The 18,810-nt window shown below is 70.4% G+C and carries 16 protein-coding genes; 2 read left to right on the forward strand and 14 right to left on the reverse strand.

Translation table 11 applies throughout. The features are described from left to right. The first annotated feature begins 77 nt into the window (after positions 1 to 77). On the forward strand, positions 78 to 1,172 hold the full coding sequence (locus tag ACLZN2_RS12775; protein WP_416978534.1) for a mechanosensitive ion channel family protein: 1,095 nt from the start codon (positions 78 to 80) through the stop codon (positions 1,170 to 1,172). 11 nt (positions 1,173 to 1,183) lie between these two features. On the opposite strand, the gene ACLZN2_RS12780 is transcribed toward ACLZN2_RS12775, so the two are convergent. The 5 genes from ACLZN2_RS12780 to ACLZN2_RS12800 all read right to left on the reverse strand — a co-directional run bounded on the left by ACLZN2_RS12780 (position 1,184) and on the right by ACLZN2_RS12800 (position 6,016). After that, positions 1,184 to 1,675 carry an SDR family NAD(P)-dependent oxidoreductase gene (locus ACLZN2_RS12780; RefSeq protein WP_416978535.1) on the reverse strand — a complete coding sequence of 164 codons (492 nt, stop codon included), beginning with the start codon at positions 1,673 to 1,675 and terminating at the stop codon, positions 1,184 to 1,186. Between the two features lie 410 nt (positions 1,676 to 2,085). After that, entirely contained in the window at positions 2,086 to 2,559 is a 474-nt protein-coding gene (locus tag ACLZN2_RS12785; RefSeq protein WP_416978536.1) for a GNAT family N-acetyltransferase, read from the reverse strand. Beyond that, on the reverse strand, positions 2,556 to 3,500 hold the full coding sequence (locus ACLZN2_RS12790; RefSeq protein WP_416978537.1) for an RluA family pseudouridine synthase: 945 nt from the start codon (positions 3,498 to 3,500) through the stop codon (positions 2,556 to 2,558). Before ACLZN2_RS12790 ends, ACLZN2_RS12785 begins: the two co-directional genes overlap by 4 nt. A gap of 88 nt (positions 3,501 to 3,588) precedes the next feature. Continuing rightward, a complete protein-coding gene (lspA, locus tag ACLZN2_RS12795) occupies positions 3,589 to 4,197 on the reverse strand; it encodes a signal peptidase II (protein ID WP_416978538.1) in 609 nt (202 codons plus the stop codon). A gap of 67 nt (positions 4,198 to 4,264) precedes the next feature. After that, the gene (locus tag ACLZN2_RS12800; protein WP_416978539.1) at positions 4,265 to 6,016 is read right to left on the reverse strand and encodes a TraR/DksA C4-type zinc finger protein; all 1,752 of its coding nucleotides are present in this window, start codon (positions 6,014 to 6,016) and stop codon (positions 4,265 to 4,267) included. Between the two features lie 612 nt (positions 6,017 to 6,628). Here ACLZN2_RS12800 and ileS point away from each other — a divergent pair. Further along, complete coding sequence (gene ileS, locus ACLZN2_RS12805; RefSeq protein ID WP_416978540.1) at positions 6,629 to 9,808, forward strand: isoleucine--tRNA ligase; 3,180 nt, start codon at positions 6,629 to 6,631, stop codon at positions 9,806 to 9,808. A 171-nt stretch (positions 9,809 to 9,979) separates the two neighbouring features. Here the strand turns inward: ileS and ACLZN2_RS12810 are convergent, their stop codons facing one another. The 9 genes from ACLZN2_RS12810 to ftsW form a co-directional block, all read right to left on the reverse strand. Further along, the gene (locus tag ACLZN2_RS12810; protein ID WP_416978541.1) at positions 9,980 to 11,251 is read right to left on the reverse strand and encodes a DivIVA domain-containing protein; all 1,272 of its coding nucleotides are present in this window, start codon (positions 11,249 to 11,251) and stop codon (positions 9,980 to 9,982) included. Positions 11,252 to 11,303: 52 nt separating this feature from the next. After that, positions 11,304 to 11,588 (reverse strand): YggT family protein, encoded by a 285-nt coding sequence (locus ACLZN2_RS12815; protein WP_020129925.1) that lies wholly within the window; start codon positions 11,586 to 11,588, stop codon positions 11,304 to 11,306. A gap of 83 nt (positions 11,589 to 11,671) precedes the next feature. Then, a complete protein-coding gene (locus tag ACLZN2_RS12820; protein ID WP_055633826.1) occupies positions 11,672 to 12,313 on the reverse strand; it encodes a cell division protein SepF in 642 nt (213 codons plus the stop codon). Between the two features lie 128 nt (positions 12,314 to 12,441). After that, a complete protein-coding gene (locus ACLZN2_RS12825; protein ID WP_416978542.1) occupies positions 12,442 to 13,161 on the reverse strand; it encodes a YggS family pyridoxal phosphate-dependent enzyme in 720 nt (239 codons plus the stop codon). A gap of 5 nt (positions 13,162 to 13,166) precedes the next feature. Further along, complete coding sequence (gene pgeF / locus ACLZN2_RS12830; RefSeq protein WP_416978543.1) at positions 13,167 to 13,895, reverse strand: peptidoglycan editing factor PgeF; 729 nt, start codon at positions 13,893 to 13,895, stop codon at positions 13,167 to 13,169. Beyond that, a complete protein-coding gene (ftsZ, locus tag ACLZN2_RS12835) occupies positions 13,892 to 15,088 on the reverse strand; it encodes a cell division protein FtsZ (protein WP_416978544.1) in 1,197 nt (398 codons plus the stop codon). Before ftsZ ends, pgeF begins: the two co-directional genes overlap by 4 nt. Positions 15,089 to 15,366: 278 nt before the next feature. Continuing rightward, positions 15,367 to 16,173, reverse strand: coding sequence for a cell division protein FtsQ/DivIB (locus ACLZN2_RS12840; protein WP_416978545.1), 807 nt, complete (start codon positions 16,171 to 16,173; stop codon positions 15,367 to 15,369). Positions 16,174 to 16,316: 143 nt separating this feature from the next. Then, positions 16,317 to 17,414 carry an undecaprenyldiphospho-muramoylpentapeptide beta-N-acetylglucosaminyltransferase gene (murG, locus tag ACLZN2_RS12845; RefSeq protein ID WP_416978546.1) on the reverse strand — a complete coding sequence of 366 codons (1,098 nt, stop codon included), beginning with the start codon at positions 17,412 to 17,414 and terminating at the stop codon, positions 16,317 to 16,319. Between the two features lie 6 nt (positions 17,415 to 17,420). Next, the gene (ftsW, locus tag ACLZN2_RS12850; protein ID WP_416978547.1) at positions 17,421 to 18,785 is read right to left on the reverse strand and encodes a putative lipid II flippase FtsW; all 1,365 of its coding nucleotides are present in this window, start codon (positions 18,783 to 18,785) and stop codon (positions 17,421 to 17,423) included. Between the last annotated feature and the right edge of the window lie 25 nt (positions 18,786 to 18,810).

Here is an 18,810-nt window from a genome sequence, read left to right on the forward strand (position 1 = left end):
ACCGACAACGCCCCGTGTGCGTCTCTGCACGGAAGTCACATGTTCAAGGCCCCGCCCGCCCGGTTACTTTCGGGGGCATGGAGAACCTGATCCGCCCCGTGATCGTGGTCGGCGGCTCGGTCCTGCTGACCGTCCTCATCGGCTGGGCCACCGACCTTCTGCTGCGCAAGGCCGACACCCGGCACAGTGAGACACCCCTGTGGGGTCTGCTGCGGCGCGGCCGCGTCCCGTACCAGGTGGTGCTGTGCGCGGCCCTGCTGAGAGGGTCCTACGACCAGGCGCAACTGCTGGACGACCATCGCACCGGCATCGGCCGGGCGCTCACCCTGGTGCTGATCGGCTCGGTGGCCTGGCTGGTGGTCCGGATCGCGGCGGCGGTCGTGGAGACGTCGTACTCCCGCTACGCGCGCGTGCACCGCGATCCGGCCCGGGTCCGGCGGGTGCGGACCCAGGTGACGCTGATCATGCGGGTGGTGTCGGCCGTCGTCGGGGTGGTGGCGGTGGCGGCGATGCTGCTGACGTTCCCGGCGATGCGGGCGGCGGGCGCCTCGCTGCTGGCCTCGGCCGGCATCCTCGGCATCGTCGCCGGTGTGGCCGCCCAGTCGACGCTGAGCAACATGTTCGCGGGGCTCCAGATCGCCTTCGGCGACATGGTGCGCATCGGCGACACAGTCGTGGTGGACGGCGAGTGGGGCACCGTGGAGGAGATCACGCTGACCTTTCTGACGGTGCGGACCTGGGACGAGCGCCGGATCACCATGCCGGTGTCGTACTTCACCTCGAAGCCGTTCGAGAACTGGTCGCGCGGCACCCCGCAGATGACCGGCATCGTCTACCTCCACGTCGACCACACGGCGCCGGTGGACGCGATGCGCGAGAAGCTGCGGGACATCCTGCGCGAGTGCCCGGCCTGGGACGGCCGGGCCTGCGGCCTGGACGTCACGGACACCACCCCGAACACCATGCAGGTGCGGGCCCTGGTCACGGCGAAGGACGCCGACGACATCTGGACGGTCCGGGTCACGGTCCGCGAGCAGATGGTGCGCTGGCTGGCCAAGGAGCACCCGTACGCGCTGCCGCGCGTCAACACCGCGGACGCGACGCCACCGCCGGCCCGGATCCCCGGAGGCCGTTCCTCCTCCGCGGACGGGGCGGCGGCACGTCCCACGTGACGCGGGGCGCCTCAGTTGCCGCGTTCGGCGCCGCCGTTGACCTGCACGACCTGTGAGGTGATGTGCGCGGCGCCGGGCGAGGCGAGCCAGTGCAGGGTGGCGGCGACGTCCCCGGGCGTCCCGGCCCGCCCGTCGAAGGTCTCGCCGATCAGCCGCTCCCGGCGGGCGGGGTCGATGGCCTCACCGAAGAACCCGGTGTCCTCGATGTAGCCGGGCGCGACGGTGTTCACGGTGATCCCGCGCGGACCCAGCTCCCGGGCGAGATCACGGGCGTACGGGTGCAGCGCGGCCTTGGCACCGGCGTACGCCCCGCTCCCGGACCCCCGGTAGGCGGCGATCGAGCTGACGAACAGCACCCGCCCGCCCGGGGAGGCGAGCCGGTCCTCCAGCACCTCGGCCCGCCGCCCGAGCAACAGCACCCGATTCCCGTCGGCCGCGAACACCCGAGCCGCAGCCAGCCCGATTCCCGTACCACCACCACTAATGACGACGCTGCGTGCCATATCCCGAGGCTCACCAGCCGATTTAGCGATCCGTAGCTATCCCATGGCATACTGTGACGTGCACGCCCGGCGCCCAGGCGACGTCGGGCACCCTCCTCGGTCCCATAGCCGTGCAAGCTGGACCGACCAGCGTCCGGAGGGACGTGCCACGCGGGCCGATCGCTTCGGCGACCGGCACCAGGGCACGAAGACGTTCGGCACACCGGGCATTTCGCCATGTCCGAGACCTAGGTTGCCCTAGGGATACCTAAGCCGAGCAGAGACGCTAACCAGGGCCCCCGACGAAAAGCACGCCGGTTCGTGTGAGGCATACGCGGGGAGAGCCGCCGACGGCGAGCGACCACAGAAGGTCGCCCAGCCTCTCAACCGACTGGAAACGGGCGGTGCGCGAGTGGGAGACGGAACGGTCGCTAGAGAGAACGCCGCATGGACCGGTGCGGAATCCCCGCCTCCAACTCCTCGGGGCCGTACGCCGCATACCCCAGCCGCTCGTAGAAGCCGAGGGCCTGGGTCTGCGCGTGCAGGTCGACCGCTGTCAGCCCACGCGCGTGTGCCGCCTTCTCTATGGCCCGCACGAGCGCGACCCCGACGCCCAGCCCGCGCGCCTCCCTCGTGACGGCCAGCCGCCCGAGCGACCCGACCGCCGGGTCACCGCCGGTCCGCTCCGCGGCCCCCGTGCCGTGGAGCAGCCGCCCCGTGCCGAGCGGTACGCCGTCCTCGCGGACCGCCAGCACATGCACCGCGCCGGCGTCGTGCGCGTCGTACTCCAGGTCCTCCGGGACGCCCTGCTCGCCGACGAAGACCTCCTTGCGCACCGCGAAGCACGCCTCCAGGTCGGCGGGGTCCTCGGCGACGCGCACCGTGTACGCGGGCGTGCCGCTCATCCGTAGGTCTCCTCGCGGACCTGGTCCAGGGCCTTCTGCAGGTCGGCCGGGTAGTCGCTGTCGAACTCCGCCCACTGCCCGTCACCGGGGTGCTCGAAGCCCAGCCGTACGGCGTGCAGCCACTGGCGGGTCAGCCGCAGCCGCTTGGCGAGCGTCGGGTCGGCCCCGTACGTCAGGTCGCCGACGCAGGGGTGACGGTGGGCGGACATGTGCACGCGGATCTGGTGCGTACGCCCGGTCTCCAGCTTCACGTCCAGCAGGGAGGCCGCGCGGAAGGCCTCGATCAGGTCGTAGTGCGTGACGGACGGCTTGCCGTCGGCGACGACCGCCCACTTGTAGTCGTGGTTCGGATGCCGGCCGATGGGCGCGTCGATGGTGCCGCTGGTCGGGTCCGGGTGGCCCTGGACGAGCGTGTGGTAGCGCTTGTCGACCGTGCGCTCCTTGAACTGGCGCTTGAGCGACGTGTACGCCCGCTCCGACTTGGCGACCACCATCAGGCCCGACGTGCCCACGTCGAGGCGGTGCACGATGCCCTGGCGCTCGGCGGCACCGGAGGTGGAGATCCGGTAGCCGGCGGCGGCCAGCCCGCCGATGACGGTGGGGCCGCTCCAGCCGGGCGACGGGTGCGCGGCCACGCCCACCGGCTTGACGATCACGACCACGTCGTCGTCGTCATGCACGATCTCCATGCCCTCGACGGGCTCCGCGACGATCTGCACCGGCGCGGGCGCCTGCGGCATCTCGACCTCGAGCCAGGCCCCGCCGTGTACCCGCTCGGACTTGCCGACCACCGAGCCGTCGACCGAGACCTTCCCCGCCGCGGCGAGCTCCGCGGCCTTCGTACGGGAGAAGCCGAACATGCGGGAGATGGCGGCGTCGACGCGCTCGCCCTCCAGGCCGTCCGGCACGGGCAGGGTACGGATCTCGGGAATCGTGCTCACCCGTCGAGTATGCCGGACGGCTCCGACCGCCCCGTACGGGCCTGTGGACAACCACCGGCAGGCCCCGGGGGGGTACAGGGATCGGGGGTCAGTCCTTGTGGACGGTCCCGTCCGGGTCCAGGCCCTTGAAGGACAGCAGCACGATCAGGATGCCGCCGCACACGATCGCCGAGTCGGCGAGGTTGAAAACGGCGAAGTGCTTCGGCGCGATGAAGTCGACGACCGCGCCCTCGAAGACGCCGGGCGAGCGGAAGATCCGGTCGGTGAGGTTGCCCAGCGCACCGCCCAGCAGCAGGCCCAGCGCGATCGCCCAGGGCAGGCTGTAGAGCTTGCGGGCGAGCCGCGCGATCACGACGATCACCGCCGTCGCGATGACCGTGAAGATGATCGTGAAGGCCTCGCCGAAGCCGAAGGCCGCACCCGCGTTGCGGATGGCCTCGAACCTCAGCCAGTCCCCGATGATCTCGATCGGCGCGTGGTGCTCCAGCTTGGCGACCACGATCATCTTGCTGACCAGGTCGATCGCGTACGCGAACGCGGCGACGGCGAAGAGCACGGCGATACGGCGCTTGCCCCTGGGCCGCGCCTCGGTGCTCTCCTGCCCGTCCGGGAGGTCCGGGCCGGACGACTGCTCCGGCTCGGCTCCCGCCGCCTCTGGGATGTCCGGCGTACCGATGATGCGCTCCGCCTCTGCCACGTGAGTCCCTCAACCTAGGTACCTGACTGAGGACGAGGGTACGACACGCCCCCGCACCGGCACGCGATCAGTACCGGCGCTCTTGTTTCTGCTTGCACTCGACGCACAGCGTGGCCCGGGGGAAGGCCTGCATACGCGCCTTGCCGATGGGTTCGCCGCAGTTCTCGCACAGGCCGTACGTACCGGCGTCCAGCCGTTCCAGGGCGTGCTCGGTCTGGATCAGCATCTCGCGCGCGTTGGCGGCCAGCGCCAGTTCGTGCTCGCGCGTGATGTTCTTCGTCCCGGTGTCCGCCTGGTCGTCGCCGGCGCCGTCCCCCGAGTCCCGCATCAGCCCCACCAGGGCCGTCTCCGAGGAGGCGAGCTCGGCGCGCAGCCGCTCCATCTCGGACTGCAGCTCGGCGCGGGCGCCCTCGACCTCTTCCGGGGTCCAGGGCTCCTCTCCGGGGCGCACCGCGAGCTCGCCCGGTTCCACCGCGGCGAGGCGTGCCTTGGGAACGGCGGACTTCGCCGCCGTGGCCGTGCCAGGAGTCTTCTTCGCAACCACCGTCGTGGCTCCCGTCTGCTCCGCGGCCGTGGCCGCGCCCACCTTCTTGGCCGTGCTCTTCTTTCCCCCACCCACCGCGGTCACGCCCTCGGCGTCCGCGGCCTTGCCGACGACAGCCGCCTTCTTGCCGCCTGTCTTCTTCCCAGCCACCTTCTTCGCGACCGCCCTCGGGGCCGCATCCTTGGCGACCGCCTCGGGGGCCGCGCTCTTGGCGACGGTCTTGGGGGCCGCGTCCTTTACGACCGTCTCGGGGGCAGCCGCGTGCTCGGCGCCCGCCTCGGAAACGGACCCCTTCCTGGCGACCGCCTTCGGAACAGCCGCATACTCGGCGACCGCCTCGAAAGCAGCCGTCTTCTTCGCGACGGTCTTGGGGACAGCCGCCTTCTCGGCGCCCGCCTCGGAAACGGACCCCTTCCTGGCGACCGCCTTCGGAACAGCCGCATACTCGGCAGCCGCCTCGGGAGCAGCCGTCTTCTTCGCGACGGTCTTGGGGACAGCCGCATGCTCGGCGCCCGCCTCGGAAACGGACCCCTTCCTGGCGACCACCTTCGGAACAGCCGCATGCTCGGCGACCGCCTCGGCAGCGGCCGTCTTCCTGGCGGCCGTCTTGGGGGCAGCCGCGTTCTCGGTGACCGTCTCGGGAGCGGGCACCTTCTCGGCGACCGCCTTCGGAACAGCCGCGTGCTCGACAGCCGGCTTGGGAGCGGCCGTCTTCTTGGCGACGGTCTTGGGGACAGCCGCCTTTTCGGCAGCCGCCTCGGAAGCCGGCCTCTTCCTGGCGACCGCCTTCGAAGCGACCGCGTGCTCGGCAGCCGCCTTGGGAACAGCCCTCTTCTTGGCGGGCGCCTTCTTCCCCGCCCGCGAGGTCCCAGCCGCCCCGGCCCCCTTCGCAGCGGCGGCAGTTTTCTTACCGGGGGCCTTGGCGCCGGGGGCCTTCTTGGCAGGGGTCCGCTTGGAGGGGGCCTTCGTGGCGGGGTTCTTCTCCCCGGCCCTCGTTTCCCCGGCCCTCGTTTCCCCGGCCGTCGTCTCCCCGGGTGCCTTCCTGGCGGCGGCCTTCGCCGTGCTCGGCGACCGTGCGGACGTCGCCTTCGCCGTCGGCTTCCCGGAAGGCACCGTCGACTTCTCGGCAGTGGTCCGCTTCACCGCCTTGGCGGTACGCCCGGCGCCCTCTTCCCGCGTGCTCCTTGCGCCGTGGGCGTCCTTGGCCGCGCCGCCGGAGGCTTTCGTTGACCTGCCGGTCGCCGGCTGCTGTACGGCGGTCTTCTTCGCCACCATGGCCGCGACCCCTTCACATATTGTGATTTTGCACGTGAATCGTGCTGGGACGATAAATCGACGTGAGGGCCGCGGCAACGGGGCACACCGCCCGAATCGCCCGCCTCGCGCACGCCACGCGGTCGGCCTGCCTGCGTTGTGCCCAGCTCCCCGGCGGGTAATCCGCCGAGCCGACCGCCCCGGAACCCGAACACGCGTACCCCGCTGCGGGGCCGCCATTCGGGTCACCCCGCCCCGGCCCGCACCCCGTGCCCGGGGCCCCCGTAAACCGGTCGGCCGCTGTCCGTGCGGCGCCGTACACTGGGCGGAGCGAAAAGCGTGGATGGGGACGAGTAGCGGCGTACGCAGCCCAGAGCGACCCGGGGACGGTGGAAGCCCGGGGGCGAGCGCGACGTGAAGATCACCCCGGAGCCGTCGGAAGAAAGCCCCGGCCGCAAGGCACAGGCGAGTAGAACCGGCATCGCGACCCCAATGAGGGGGCTCACCGGAGCGCGGGACGCACCGGAGGGCCAAGGAGGGTGGTACCGCGGGAGCGCGCCGCACACGGCGTAGACAGGCAAGAAGGCTCTCGTCCCTCCGACGGAAGGCAGTACGTCCGCCGGAGGAAGATCGATGACGCAGTACCGCCAGGTGCCCGCCCAGGTCGACCTGCCCGCCCTCGAGCACGCCGTGCTCGACTTCTGGCGCGAGCAGAAGATCTTTGCCAAGAGCCTGGAGCAGTCCGAGGGCCGCCCCGAGTGGGTGTTCTACGAGGGCCCGCCCACCGCCAACGGCATGCCGGGCGCCCACCACATCGAGGCACGGGTCTTCAAGGACGTCTTCCCCCGCTTCCGCACGATGCGCGGCTATCACGTGGCCCGCAAGGCAGGCTGGGACTGCCACGGCCTGCCCGTGGAGCTGGCGGTGGAGAAGGAGCTCGGCTTCAGCGGCAAGAAGGACATCGAGGCGTACGGCATCGCCGAGTTCAACGCCAGGTGCCGCGAGTCCGTGCTGCGCCACACCGACGCGTTCTCGGACCTGACGACCCGCATGGGCTACTGGGTCGACCTCGACGACGCTTACGTCACGATGGAGCCCGAGTACATCGAGTCCGTCTGGTGGTCGCTGAAGGAGATCTTCAAGAAGGGGCTGCTGGTCCAGGACCACCGCGTCGCCCCCTGGTGCCCCCGTTGCGGCACCGGCCTGTCCGACCACGAACTGGCCCAGGGCTACGAAACGGTCGTCGACCCGTCCGTGTACGTCCGTTTCCCGCTCACCTCCGGTCCGCTCGCCGGCCAGGCCGCGCTCCTGGTGTGGACGACGACCCCGTGGACCCTGGTGTCCAACACGGCCGTGGCCGCGCACCCCGAGGTCACCTACGTCGTCGCGACGAAGGGCCCAGAAGGCACCGAGAAGCTCGTCGTCGCCGAGCCGCTCGTGGCCAAGGCGCTCGGCGAGGGCTGGGAGACCACCGGCCAGACCTTCACCGGCGCCGAAATGGAGCGCTGGACCTATCAACGTCCGTTCGAGCTCGTCGAGTTCCCGAGCGTCAGCGAGGGAACCGATGGGCACAGCCCGGCTGATGCGCATTTCGTCGTCAACGCCGAGTACGTCACGACCGAGGACGGTACGGGTCTGGTCCACCAGTCCCCCGCCTTCGGCGAGGACGACCTCAAGGTCTGCCGCTCCTACGGCCTGCCCGTGGTCAACCCGGTCCGCCCGGACGGCACCTTCGAGGAGTCCGTCCCCATGGTCGGCGGCGTCTTCTTCAAGAAGGCGGACGAACAGCTCACCGAGGACCTCCAGCAGCGCGGCCTCCTCTTCCGGCACATCCCGTACGAGCACAGCTACCCGCACTGCTGGCGCTGCCACACCGCGCTCCTCTACTACGCGCAGCCGTCCTGGTACATCCGCACCACGGCCGTCAAGGACCGCCTGCTGCAGGAGAACGAGAAGACCAACTGGTTCCCGGACACGGTCAAGCACGGCCGGTACGGCGACTGGCTGCAGAACAACATCGACTGGGCGCTCTCCCGCAACCGCTACTGGGGCACCCCGCTGCCGATCTGGCGCTGCGAGGACGACCACCTCACCGTCGTCGGCTCGCGCGCGGAGCTGAGCGACCTGACCGGCACCGACCAGTCCGAGCTGGACCCGCACCGCCCGTTCATCGACGCGGTCACCTTCGCCTGCCGTCACGAGGGCTGCGGGAAGACGGCCACGCGCGTGCCGGAGGTCATCGACGCCTGGTACGACTCGGGTTCGATGCCGTTCGCGCAGTGGGGCTACCCGTACAAGAACAAGGACCTGTTCGAGTCCCGCTACCCGGCGCAGTTCATCTCCGAGGCCATCGACCAGACCCGCGGCTGGTTCTACACGCTGATGGCCGTCGGCACCCTGGTCTTCGACAAGTCCTCGTACGAAAACGTCGTGTGCCTCGGCCACATCCTCGCCGAGGACGGCCGCAAGATGTCCAAGCACCTGGGCAACATCCTGCAGCCGATCCCGCTCATGGACCAGCACGGCGCCGACGCGGTCCGCTGGTTCATGGCGGCCGGCGGCTCCCCGTGGGCGGCCCGCCGCGTCGGCCACGGCACCATCCAGGAGGTCGTCCGCAAGACGCTCCTCACGTACTGGAACACGGTCGCCTTCCAGGCCCTGTACGCCCGTACGTCCGCGTGGGCGCCCAGCGAGGCCGACCCGGCCCCGGCCGACCGCCCGCTGCTCGACCGCTGGCTGCTCTCCGAGCTGCACGCGCTCACCGACCAGGTGACGCAGGCGCTGGAGGCGTACGACACCCAGCGCGCCGGCAAGCTGCTCTCGGCGTTCGTCGACGACCTGTCCAACTGGTACGTCCGCCGCTCGCGCCGCCGCTTCTGGCAGGGCGACAAGGCCGCGCTGCGCACGCTGCACGAGGTCGTGGAGACGGTCACCAAGCTGATGGCCCCGCTGACCCCGTTCATCACCGAGCGGGTCTGGCAGGACCTGGTCGTCCCGGTCACCCCGGGCGCCCCGGAGTCCGTGCACCTCGCGTCCTGGCCCGAGGCGGACCTCGCCGCGATCGACCCGGAGCTGTCCCGGCAGATGGTCCTGGTCCGCCGCCTGGTGGAGCTGGGCCGCGCCACGCGCGCGGAGTCGGGTGTCAAGACCCGCCAGCCGCTGAGCCGGGCCCTGGTCGCCGCGGCCGGCTTCGACGCGCTCTCCCCCGAGCTGCACACGCAGATCACCGAGGAGCTGAACGTCGAGTCCCTCGCCTCGCTCTCCGAGGTGGGCGGTTCGCTGGTCGACACCACCGCCAAGGCGAACTTCCGGGCCCTGGGCAAGCGGTTCGGCAAGCGGGTCCAGGACGTGGCCAAGGCCGTCGCGAACGCGGACGCGGCCGCGCTGTCCCTCGCCCTGCGCGAGGGCACGGCGTCCGTCGAGGTCGACGGCGAGACGATCGCCCTCGCCCCCGACGAGGTGATCATCACGGAGACTCCGCGCGAGGGCTGGTCCGTCGCCTCCGACTCCGGTGCCACCGTCGCGCTCGACCTGGAGATCACCGAGGAGCTGCGCCGCGCGGGCCTGGCCCGTGACGCGATCCGGCTGATCCAGGAGGCCCGCAAGAACAGCGGCCTCGATGTCGCCGACCGCATCGCACTGCGCTGGACGGCGACCGACCCGGCCACCGTCGACGCGCTGACCGGTCACGCCGGTCTGATCGCCGACGAGGTCCTGTCGACCGACTTCGCCCGGGGCGACGCGGACGACACCTACGGCACCCCGTTCACCGACGAGGGCCTGACGCTGACGTTCCGCCTGCGCAAGGCGTAAGGACGTACCAGAAGGGCCCGGTCCCTGGAGACCGGGCCCTCCGCATGCACCGCCTGCTACACCGTCACCGCCTGCAACATCGTCAACACGCGTAAAAAGGGCGGGCCCCGGATCCGAATCCGGGGCCCGCCCTTTTGAACGCTGCCGACGCCTAAGGCGTACTACAGGCCGTCAGTTGTCGTCCTCGTCGATGAGGAAGCCACGCATCGGCGAGGGAGCCTGGCCCATCGGGGAGGGACCCTGCGGACGTACCGGCGCCATCGGCTGAGTCATGGCCGGGGACATCTGCTGCTGCCCGCCGTAGGACGGCGCGGCAGGGCTGGGCGCGCCCATGCCCGAGCCCATGCCCGAACCCATACCAGAGCCCATGCCCGGAGCGCCGGACCCGAAGGACGGGGCACTCGCGCCGGCCGGAGCCATGGAGGGCGCCGGGGACGGCGGCAGGGACGCGGCGGCAGGGGTGCGCGGCGGGGCGAGGGAGTCGTCGGCCTGGGTCTCCAGCTGACGGAGCTGGGACTCGAGGTACGACTTCAGACGCGTGCGGTACTCGCGCTCGAAGCCGCGCAGGTCCTCGACCTTGCGCTCCAGCGTGGCGCGGGCGGACTCCAGGGAGCCCATCGCGACACGGTGCTTCTCCTGCGCGTCCCGCTCCAGGGCGTCGGCCTTGGCACGTGCGTCACGCTCCAGACCCTCGGCACGCGAACGCGCCTCACCGACGATCTTGTTGGCCTCGGAGCGGGCCTCGGCGATCGCCTGGTCGGCGGTCTGCTGGGCCAGCGAGAGGACACGGGCGGCGCTGTCGCCACCGGGACCCTGACCGGGGCCACCCATGGGACCGCCCATCGGGCCACCCATGGGGCCGCCCATCGGGCCACCCATCTGCTGGGGCATCGGAGGCTGACCGCCCATGGGACCACCCATGGGTCCCTGGCCCATCGGACCCTGGCCCATCGGACCCTGGCCCATCGGGCCGGGACCCTGCGGACCGCCCTGACCGCCGGGGCCGGCGGGCAGCTGCGGGGCACCGCTCGGCAGCTGGGGCGGGCCACCCATGGGGCCACCCATCTGCTGCTGCGGCGGGCCCGATATGCCGGCGGGCACCGGAGCGCCGGGACCTCGCATCCCCTGCTGGGGCATGCCCTGCGGCGGCATCCCCTGCTGAGGCATCCCCTGCTGGGGCATGCCGCCCTGCATCCCGCCCTGCTGAGGCATGCCGCCCTGCTGGTCCTGCTCCGGAGGCTTGCGCATGTTCTGCTGGTTCTGGGCAGCAGCGCGCGTGGCCGCGGCCAGTTTGGCGCGCAGGTCCTCGTTCTCGCGGAGCAGGCGGGTCAGTTCGGCTTCGACCTCGTCGAGGAAGGCATCGACCTCGTCCTCGTCATAGCCTTCTCGGAGGCGGACGGTCGTGAACTGCTTGTTCCGCACATCCTCGGGGGTCAACGGCATCTCTTCACCTCAACGTAGTCGTCGGCATCGGCAAGACGGTAGTTCACATCGCTCACAGCCGGCTCACGATCGAGATCAGGATGTAGACGATGATCATCAGTACGAAGAAGGACAGATCGAGCGCCACGCCCCCGAGACGCAACGGCGGGATGACTCGCCGCAGAAGCTTGAGCGGTGGATCGGTGACAGTGTAGGTGGCCTCCAGAACGACCACCATCGCCTTGCCGGGCTGCCATGAGCGGGCGAACTGGAAGACGTAGTCCATGACCAACCGGAAGATGAGCACGATGAGGAAGACCATCAGCGCGATGTAGACGACATCCAGGACCACGCTCATGTTCGGTGCTTCCCTCTCCCCTGTTTCCGTGCCGCTCTGTACTGCGGTGTACTTCTTTGTACTGCTTTTTCCGGTCTTGCGTCTCAGCTCTGGTTGAAGAACCCGCCCTCTGCGATGCGGGCCTTGTCCTCCGCCGTGACATCGACGTTAGCAGGAGACAACAGGAACACCTTCTGGGTCACCCGCTCGATGCTGCCGTGAAGACCAAACACCAAACCGGCCGCAAAGTCGACAAGTCGCTTCGCGTCTGTGTCATCCATCTCAGTCAGATTCATGATCACCGGGGTGCCCTCACGGAAGTGTTCCCCGATGGTACGGGCCTCGTTGTAGGTCCGGGGGTGAAGTGTGGTGATCCGGTACGGCTCTCGTTCCGACACGACCTTGGGCATGATCACCGGTGCGTTCTTCTCCAGGGACTGACGTTCTTGTGTGATGGACGCCACGGGCGCGATGCGCGCCGGACGCCCGGATTCCGCGGCGAGCGAAGCGGATCGGGCCACCGGCTCGCGCGGCGCGGGCGGCTGCACGATTCGCACCTCTTCGTCCCTTTGGGACTGGTGCGCACCATGTGACTGGTGGGACGGCTCGTGTCGCCGGTGGTCCCGCTCGGGTTCCGGGTCGAGCTCGGGTTCGAAGTCGTCATCGGGGTCGAATCCCCGGCCGTCGTACCCATCGTCCTCCACGAGGCCGAGGTAGACCGCCATCTTGCGCATCGCGCCGGCCATGCTCTGAGTCCTCCGCTCTGTGGTGGATCGGCTTCCGACTGCCAAGTCCCGCGATCCACGTGGCCCTTGTGCCCGCCTACCGGCGGTAATGACCATATTTTCTGCTGTGGTCCGACTTCCTGGCGACGTTACCCGAGCCTGGGGCGGACTCCGAGTACCGCAGTGCCGACGCGCACATGTGTCGCCCCGGCAGCCACGGCCTCCTCGAGGTCCGCACTCATCCCTGCAGAGACCATGTTCGCAGCCGGATGGGCTCGGCGCAGGTCAGTCGACAAATCCATCAACCGCTCGAAAGCGGCCCGTTGGCGCCCCGCGTACTCCCCGGTCAGGGGTGCGACGGTCATCAGTCCGGCGAGTCTCAGTCCCGGCGCACCGGCCACGAGACCGGCCAACTCCTCGATCCCGTCGGGCGACACGCCGCCCCGCTCTCCCCGCCCGCTCTCCCCCGCGTCGAGGGCGACCTGGATCAGACACCCGACCTCCCGCCCGGCGCGCACCGCCTCCTTCGACAGCGCGGTCACCAGCCGGGAACGGTCCACGGACTGCACGAAGTCCGCGTAACCGACCACGGATCGCACCTTGTTGGTCTGCAACTGGCCGACGAAGTGCCAGGAAAGCGACAGGTCCGAGCAAGTCGCGGCCTTGGGCGCGGCGTCCTGGTCCTTGTTCTCGGCGACGTGCCGCACCCCGAGGTCCGCGAGGATCCGCACGTCGTCGGCCGGGTAGGTCTTGGTGACCACGATCAGGGTCACGTCCTCCCGCGCGCGTCCGGCCGCCGCGCACGCGCGGGCGATGCGCTCCTCGACCTTCGCCAGGTTTACGGCGAGTTCGTCCTTACGGTCCGTCATGCCCATCAGTCCAGCCAGACATATCCCGCGAGTCGCCCCGTGGAGCGGTCGCGGCGGTACGAGAAGTGGTCCTGCGACTCCCGGGTGCACACCGGCGACTGCTCCCGGTCGCGCACCCCGAGCCGGTCGAGCTGCGCGTGCACCCCCGCGGTCACATCGACCGCCGGCGTGCCCCAACTCGTCTCGGCGTACGCCGCCGGCTCGACGCCCGCGACCTCGGCCCGCATCTGTTCGGGTACCTCGTAGCACCGGCCGCAGACGGCGGGTCCGGTGCGGACGACGATCCGGGACGGCTCGGCACCGAGTTCCATCATGGCCCGTACGGCGGCGGGGACGACCCCGGCGACCATGCCGGGCCTGCCCGCGTGGGCCGCGGCGGCGACACCGGCGGCCGGGTCGGCGAGCAGAACGGGGGTGCAGTCGGCGGTGAGGACGGCGAGGGCGAGCCCGCGCCGCGCGGTGACGATCGCGTCGACCCGCGGTACCGGCTCGTCACCCCAGGGGCCCTCGACGGCGGCCACGTCGGCGCCGTGCACCTGGTTCATCCAGACCACGTCCGAAGGATCCAGCCCCAGCGACTTGGCGGCCAGCTCCCGGTTGGCCCGTACCGCCGCGGAGTCGTCGCCGACCGCTCCGCCGAGGTTGAGCTCCTCATACGGAGCGGCGCTCACCCCGCCCCACCGGTCGGTGAAGGCGAAGTGCGCGCCGCTCACGTTCTCGCGCTGTCCTATCACTTCAGGAAGTCCGGCACGTCCAGTTCCTCGGCCGCGCTGTCCGAGTAGGTCCGCGACGGCGGGACCGGCGGGGCGACCGGGATCTCGGCCACCGGCTCGGGGGCCGGCTCCGGCTCCTCCTTCGGCGTGACGCTGCCGAGCGAGCCGAAGGACGGGCGGCTCTCCGGCTGCCGTACCGGAGCGGGCTCCTCGCGGCGGGAGGAGGCCGTGGCCGAGCCGAGGACGTTGTCCCGGCGGGCCGGGGGCTGGCCGCCGTCGAAGCCGGCCGCGATGACCGTGACCCGGACCTCGTCGCCGAGCGCGTCGTCGATGACCGCGCCGAAGATGATGTTGGCCTCGGGGTGGGCGGCCTCGCTGACCAGCTGGGCGGCCTCGTTGATCTCGAACAGGCCGAGGTCGGAGCCGCCGGAGATGGAGAGCAGCACGCCCCGGGCGCCGTCGATGGAGGCCTCGAGGAGCGGCGAGGAGATCGCCATCTCGGCGGCGGCCACCGCGCGGTCGTCGCCACGGGCCGAGCCGATGCCCATGAGAGCCGAACCGGCCTCGGACATGACCGACTTCACGTCGGCGAAGTCGAGGTTGATGAGGCCGGGGGTGGTGATGAGGTCGGTGATGCCCTGGACACCGGAGAGCAGGACCTGGTCGGCCGACTTGAAGGCGTCCAGGACCGAGACCTGGCGGTCCGAGATGGACAGCAGTCGGTCGTTGGGGATGACGATGAGGGTGTCGACCTCTTCGCGGAGTTCGGCGATGCCGTCCTCGGCCTGGTTGGCCCGGCGCCGTCCCTCGAAGGTGAACGGGCGGGTGACCACGCCGATGGTGAGGGCGCCCAGGGAGCGGGCGATGTTGGCCACGACGGGCGCGCCGCCGGTGCCGGTGCCGCCGCCTTCACCGGCCGTCACGAAGACCATGTCGGCCCCCTTGAGGACCTCCTCGATCTCCTCGCGGTGGTCCTCGGCGGCCTTGCGGCCGACGGCCGGGTTGGCGCCGGCGCCGAGTCCGCGGGTGAGTTCGCGGCCGACGTCGAGCTTGACGTCGGCGTCGCTCATCAACAGCGCCTGCGCGTCGGTGTTGATGGCGATGAACTCGACGCCCTTGAGACCGACCTCGATCATCCGGTTGATGGCATTGACACCACCGCCGCCGACACCGATGACTTTGATGACTGCGAGGTAGTTCTGCGGTGCTGCCACGTCGAAGGCCTCTCGCCTCGAGTTACGTGTCGTCGCCTCGCGTGGTCGCGCGATCCGACGACTGATGCCGAATGGGACGGTCCGTTTCGCCGACCCGAACCCTAACGCTGAAGTTTAGGGTTACCAGTGTGTCTGTTCCTTGGAGTCTTCTGAACAGGACACTAAGTCGACAAGTGGCGCCCGTTCAACGAACACGCCGAACCTCCCGTTTTTCTTTTCACCCTATGTGATCAGCCGTGTCGCTGCCCAACCAGGGTGCTGGCCTGCGCGGATGTGCGTCAACTCCCCGCTGACGCAGGGGCCGTGGGAGCACTGACATCGAAGTGCCGCGCGGCCGGGGAGGCTTTCATGAGAGCACCGAGCGTACGCGCCTTCAGGGCGCCCTTCTCTGCGCTCCCCCAGGCGACCGTGCGGCCGTCGGTCAGCTCCAGCGAGATGTCGTCGTAGGAACGGACCTTGAGGGCGCGGATCTGCCGGGTGACGGCGGCCGGAACGTCGTCGGCGACCTTCACCGCCTCGCGCACCAGCCGGTCCTCGCCGAAGCGGCGCAGGCTCGCGGCACCCGACCCGCTCGAACTCGACGCGGAGAGGGTCAATTCGAGGAGCGGTACGTTCTTCAGGGCTTGGGAAACCGTGGCGAAACGGACGCCTTTGTCGTCCACTTCCACGAAGTTCGACCCTTTTCCGATGAGCAGAACGGGCTTGCGCTCGGTCACTTTCAGGCCGATTCCATGGGGCCAGGAGCGAACCACGTCAACCGTGCCGATTCGGGGCAGCCTTGCGCGCAGGCGCGCCTCGATCGCATCGGTGTCGACGGAGACGAGCGGCGATCCGACCGGTACGGCGGCGGCCTCGCGCACCTGGTCGGGCGTCAGGACGTCGGTGCCGGAGACCGCGACGTGCTCGACCTTCGTCCACCGGGAGCCGTACAACACCCAGACCGTCCCCCCGCCGAGGAGGGCCACGGCGAGCGCGAGGACGATGATCATACGAAGTCGGCGCGGGCCGCCCAGTCTTCGGACGAGGGGCGGGCCGGACGGCTCCTCCTGGCGTGCACCGCGCTCGACGGTGGCGGATCCGGCCACGCGCACTCCCTTTCCCGGCTCGGTTCACCTCCGGGGCGCCACAGTCGGTGTCGAGAGCCCGACCGTGCTCACCCCTTCGGGCCTCCGCGCGCTCGACCTCTCAACACCGACGCGCCCCTTCGGCTCACTCGCCGATGCGTTTCCTATCGCTGGGCGCGACTCGCCGCGATCGCCTCGTACACCATGCCGACGAGCAGGTCGTCGGCGTCCCGGCGGCCGAACTCTCCGGCGGCGCGGGACATCTCGTACAGCCGGTGCGGGTCGGCGAGCACCGGCAGGACGTTCTCCCGGACCCACTCGGGGGTGAGTTCCGCGTCGTCGACGAGGAGTCCGCCGCCGGCCTTGACCACCGGCTGGGCGTTCAGCCGCTGTTCGCCGTTGCCGATGGGCAGCGGGACGTAGGCGGCCGGGAGGCCGACGGCGGAGAGTTCGGCGACGGTCATCGCGCCCGCCCGGCAGAGCATCATGTCGGCCGCGGCGTACGCGAGGTCCATCCGGTCCAGGTACGGTACCGGGATGTAGGGGGGCATTCCCGGCATCTGCTGGACATGCGGCAGTTCGTTCTTCGGGCCGACCGCGTGCAGGATCTGGATGCCGGCCTGCTGGAGCCAGGGCGCGACCTGCTGGACGACCTCGTTGAGCCGGCGGGCACCCTGCGAGCCGCCGGAGACGAGCAGCGTCGGCAGGTTGGGGTCGAGGCCGAACATGTGGCGGGCCTCGGGGCGGGCCGCGGCGCGGTCCAGGGTGGCGATGGAGCGGCGCAGCGGGATGCCGATGTAGCGGGCGTCGCGCAGCTTGCTGTCGGGCGTGGAGACGGCGACCCGGGCGGCGTACCGCGAGCCGATCTTGTTGGCCAGGCCCGGGCGGGCGTTGGCCTCGTGGACCACGATGGGCACGCCGAGGCGCTTGGCGGCGAGGTAGCCGGGCAGGGCCACGTAGCCGCCGAAGCCGACGACGGCGTCGGCCTTGGTGCGCTCCAGGATCTGCTCGGCGGCCTTGATCGTGCCGCGCAGCCGACCCGGGACGGTGATCAGCTCGGGGGTGGGCTTGCGCGGCAGCGGTACGGCCGGGATCAGCGCGAGGTCGTAGCCCCGCTGCGGAACGAGCGTGGTCTCCAGGCCGCGCTCGGTGCCCAGGGCCGTGATCCCCACGGTGGGGTCCTGCCTGCGCAGGGCGTCCGCGAGGGCGAGCGCGGGCTCGATGTGGCCGGCGGTCCCCCCACCAGCGAGTACGACATGCACCGAAATTCACCGCTCTCCGGACGGGCGCGCCGCCGAGGCACGCCGTCGCATCGTGTTCCATCTCCGGGGTTCCCGTTTCACGGCGGAACCCCCGGCCCCCCGCTTTCTACCAAAGCGGGGTTGCCGCATGGCAAGCGCCGCCCGCGCAGCGGGATCGTCGCGTGCGAAGGCGATCAGCAGCCCGATCGCGAACATGGTCGGCAGCAGGGCGGACCCTCCGTAGGAGAACAGCGGGAGGGGGACGCCGGCGATCGGCAGCAGACCGAGCACCGCACCGATGTTGATCACGGCTTGCGCGGTGATCCAGGTGGTCACGCCTCCCGCGGCATACCTCACGAAGGGGTCCTCCGTGCGTCCGGCCACGCGGATACCCGCATAGCCTAGAGCCGCGAACAGGGCGAGCACCGACAGCGTCCCCGCGAGGCCCAGTTCCTCACCGGTGACGGCGAAGATGAAGTCGGTGTGCGCTTCGGGGAGTTGGCCCCATTTCTCCACACTCGCCCCGAGTCCGGAACCGAAGATTCCGCCGGAGGCGAGAGCGTAGATCCCGTGCACGGCCTGCCAGCAGTCGGCGGCCCCGGACTTCGGCTCGGTGGCACCGATGCAGGCGAGGCGGGCCATGCGGTTCGGGCTGGTCTTGATCAGGACGAACCCGATCGCGGCGGCGACCGACAGCACACCGACGAACAGCCGGGTGGGCGCCCCCGCGAGCCACAGCAGCCCGAAGAGGATCGCCGTGAGGATGATCGCCGTTCCCATGTCGCCGCCGAGCATGATCAGCCCGAGCAGCATGAAGGCCACCGGTACCAGCGGCACCAGCATGTGCTTCCACTGGGTGAGCAGCTTCTTGTCCTGCTTGCGGGCGAGCAGGTCGGCGCCCCACAGCACCAGGGCGAGCTTGCCGAACTCGCTGGGCTGGATCTGGAAGGAGCCGCCGAGCGAGATCCAGTTCTGGTTGCCGTTGACGGCCATCCCTATCCCGGGCACCTGCACCAGGGCCATCATGAAGACGGCTCCGGCGAGGATCGGGTAGGCCAGCGCCCGGTGCAGCTTGACCGGCATCCGCGAGGCGACCAGCAGCAGCACGGCCCCGATGGAGGCGGCCAGGAACTGCTTGCGGAAGAAGAACGACCCGGGCAGCGACATCTGCAGCGCGGTGATCTGCGAGGCGGAGTACACCATGACCAGCCCCAGCACGGTGATCAGCAGACTGCCACCGAGGATCACGTAGTAGGCGGTGAGCGGCCGGTCCCAGGCCTTGCGGGCACGCGTGTAGGCGCGCAGGACGGGGTTGTCGCGCGCGGGGCGGGCGGCGGGGGGTTTGCGGACGGTCCGCTGGACGGGCGGCCTCCCGGTACGACTACCAGCCACGTGACTGCAACCCCCTAGGGGCGCG

This window comes from Streptomyces sp. T028, assembly GCF_048159505.1.
Lineage (GTDB): Bacteria > Actinomycetota > Actinomycetes > Streptomycetales > Streptomycetaceae > Streptomyces.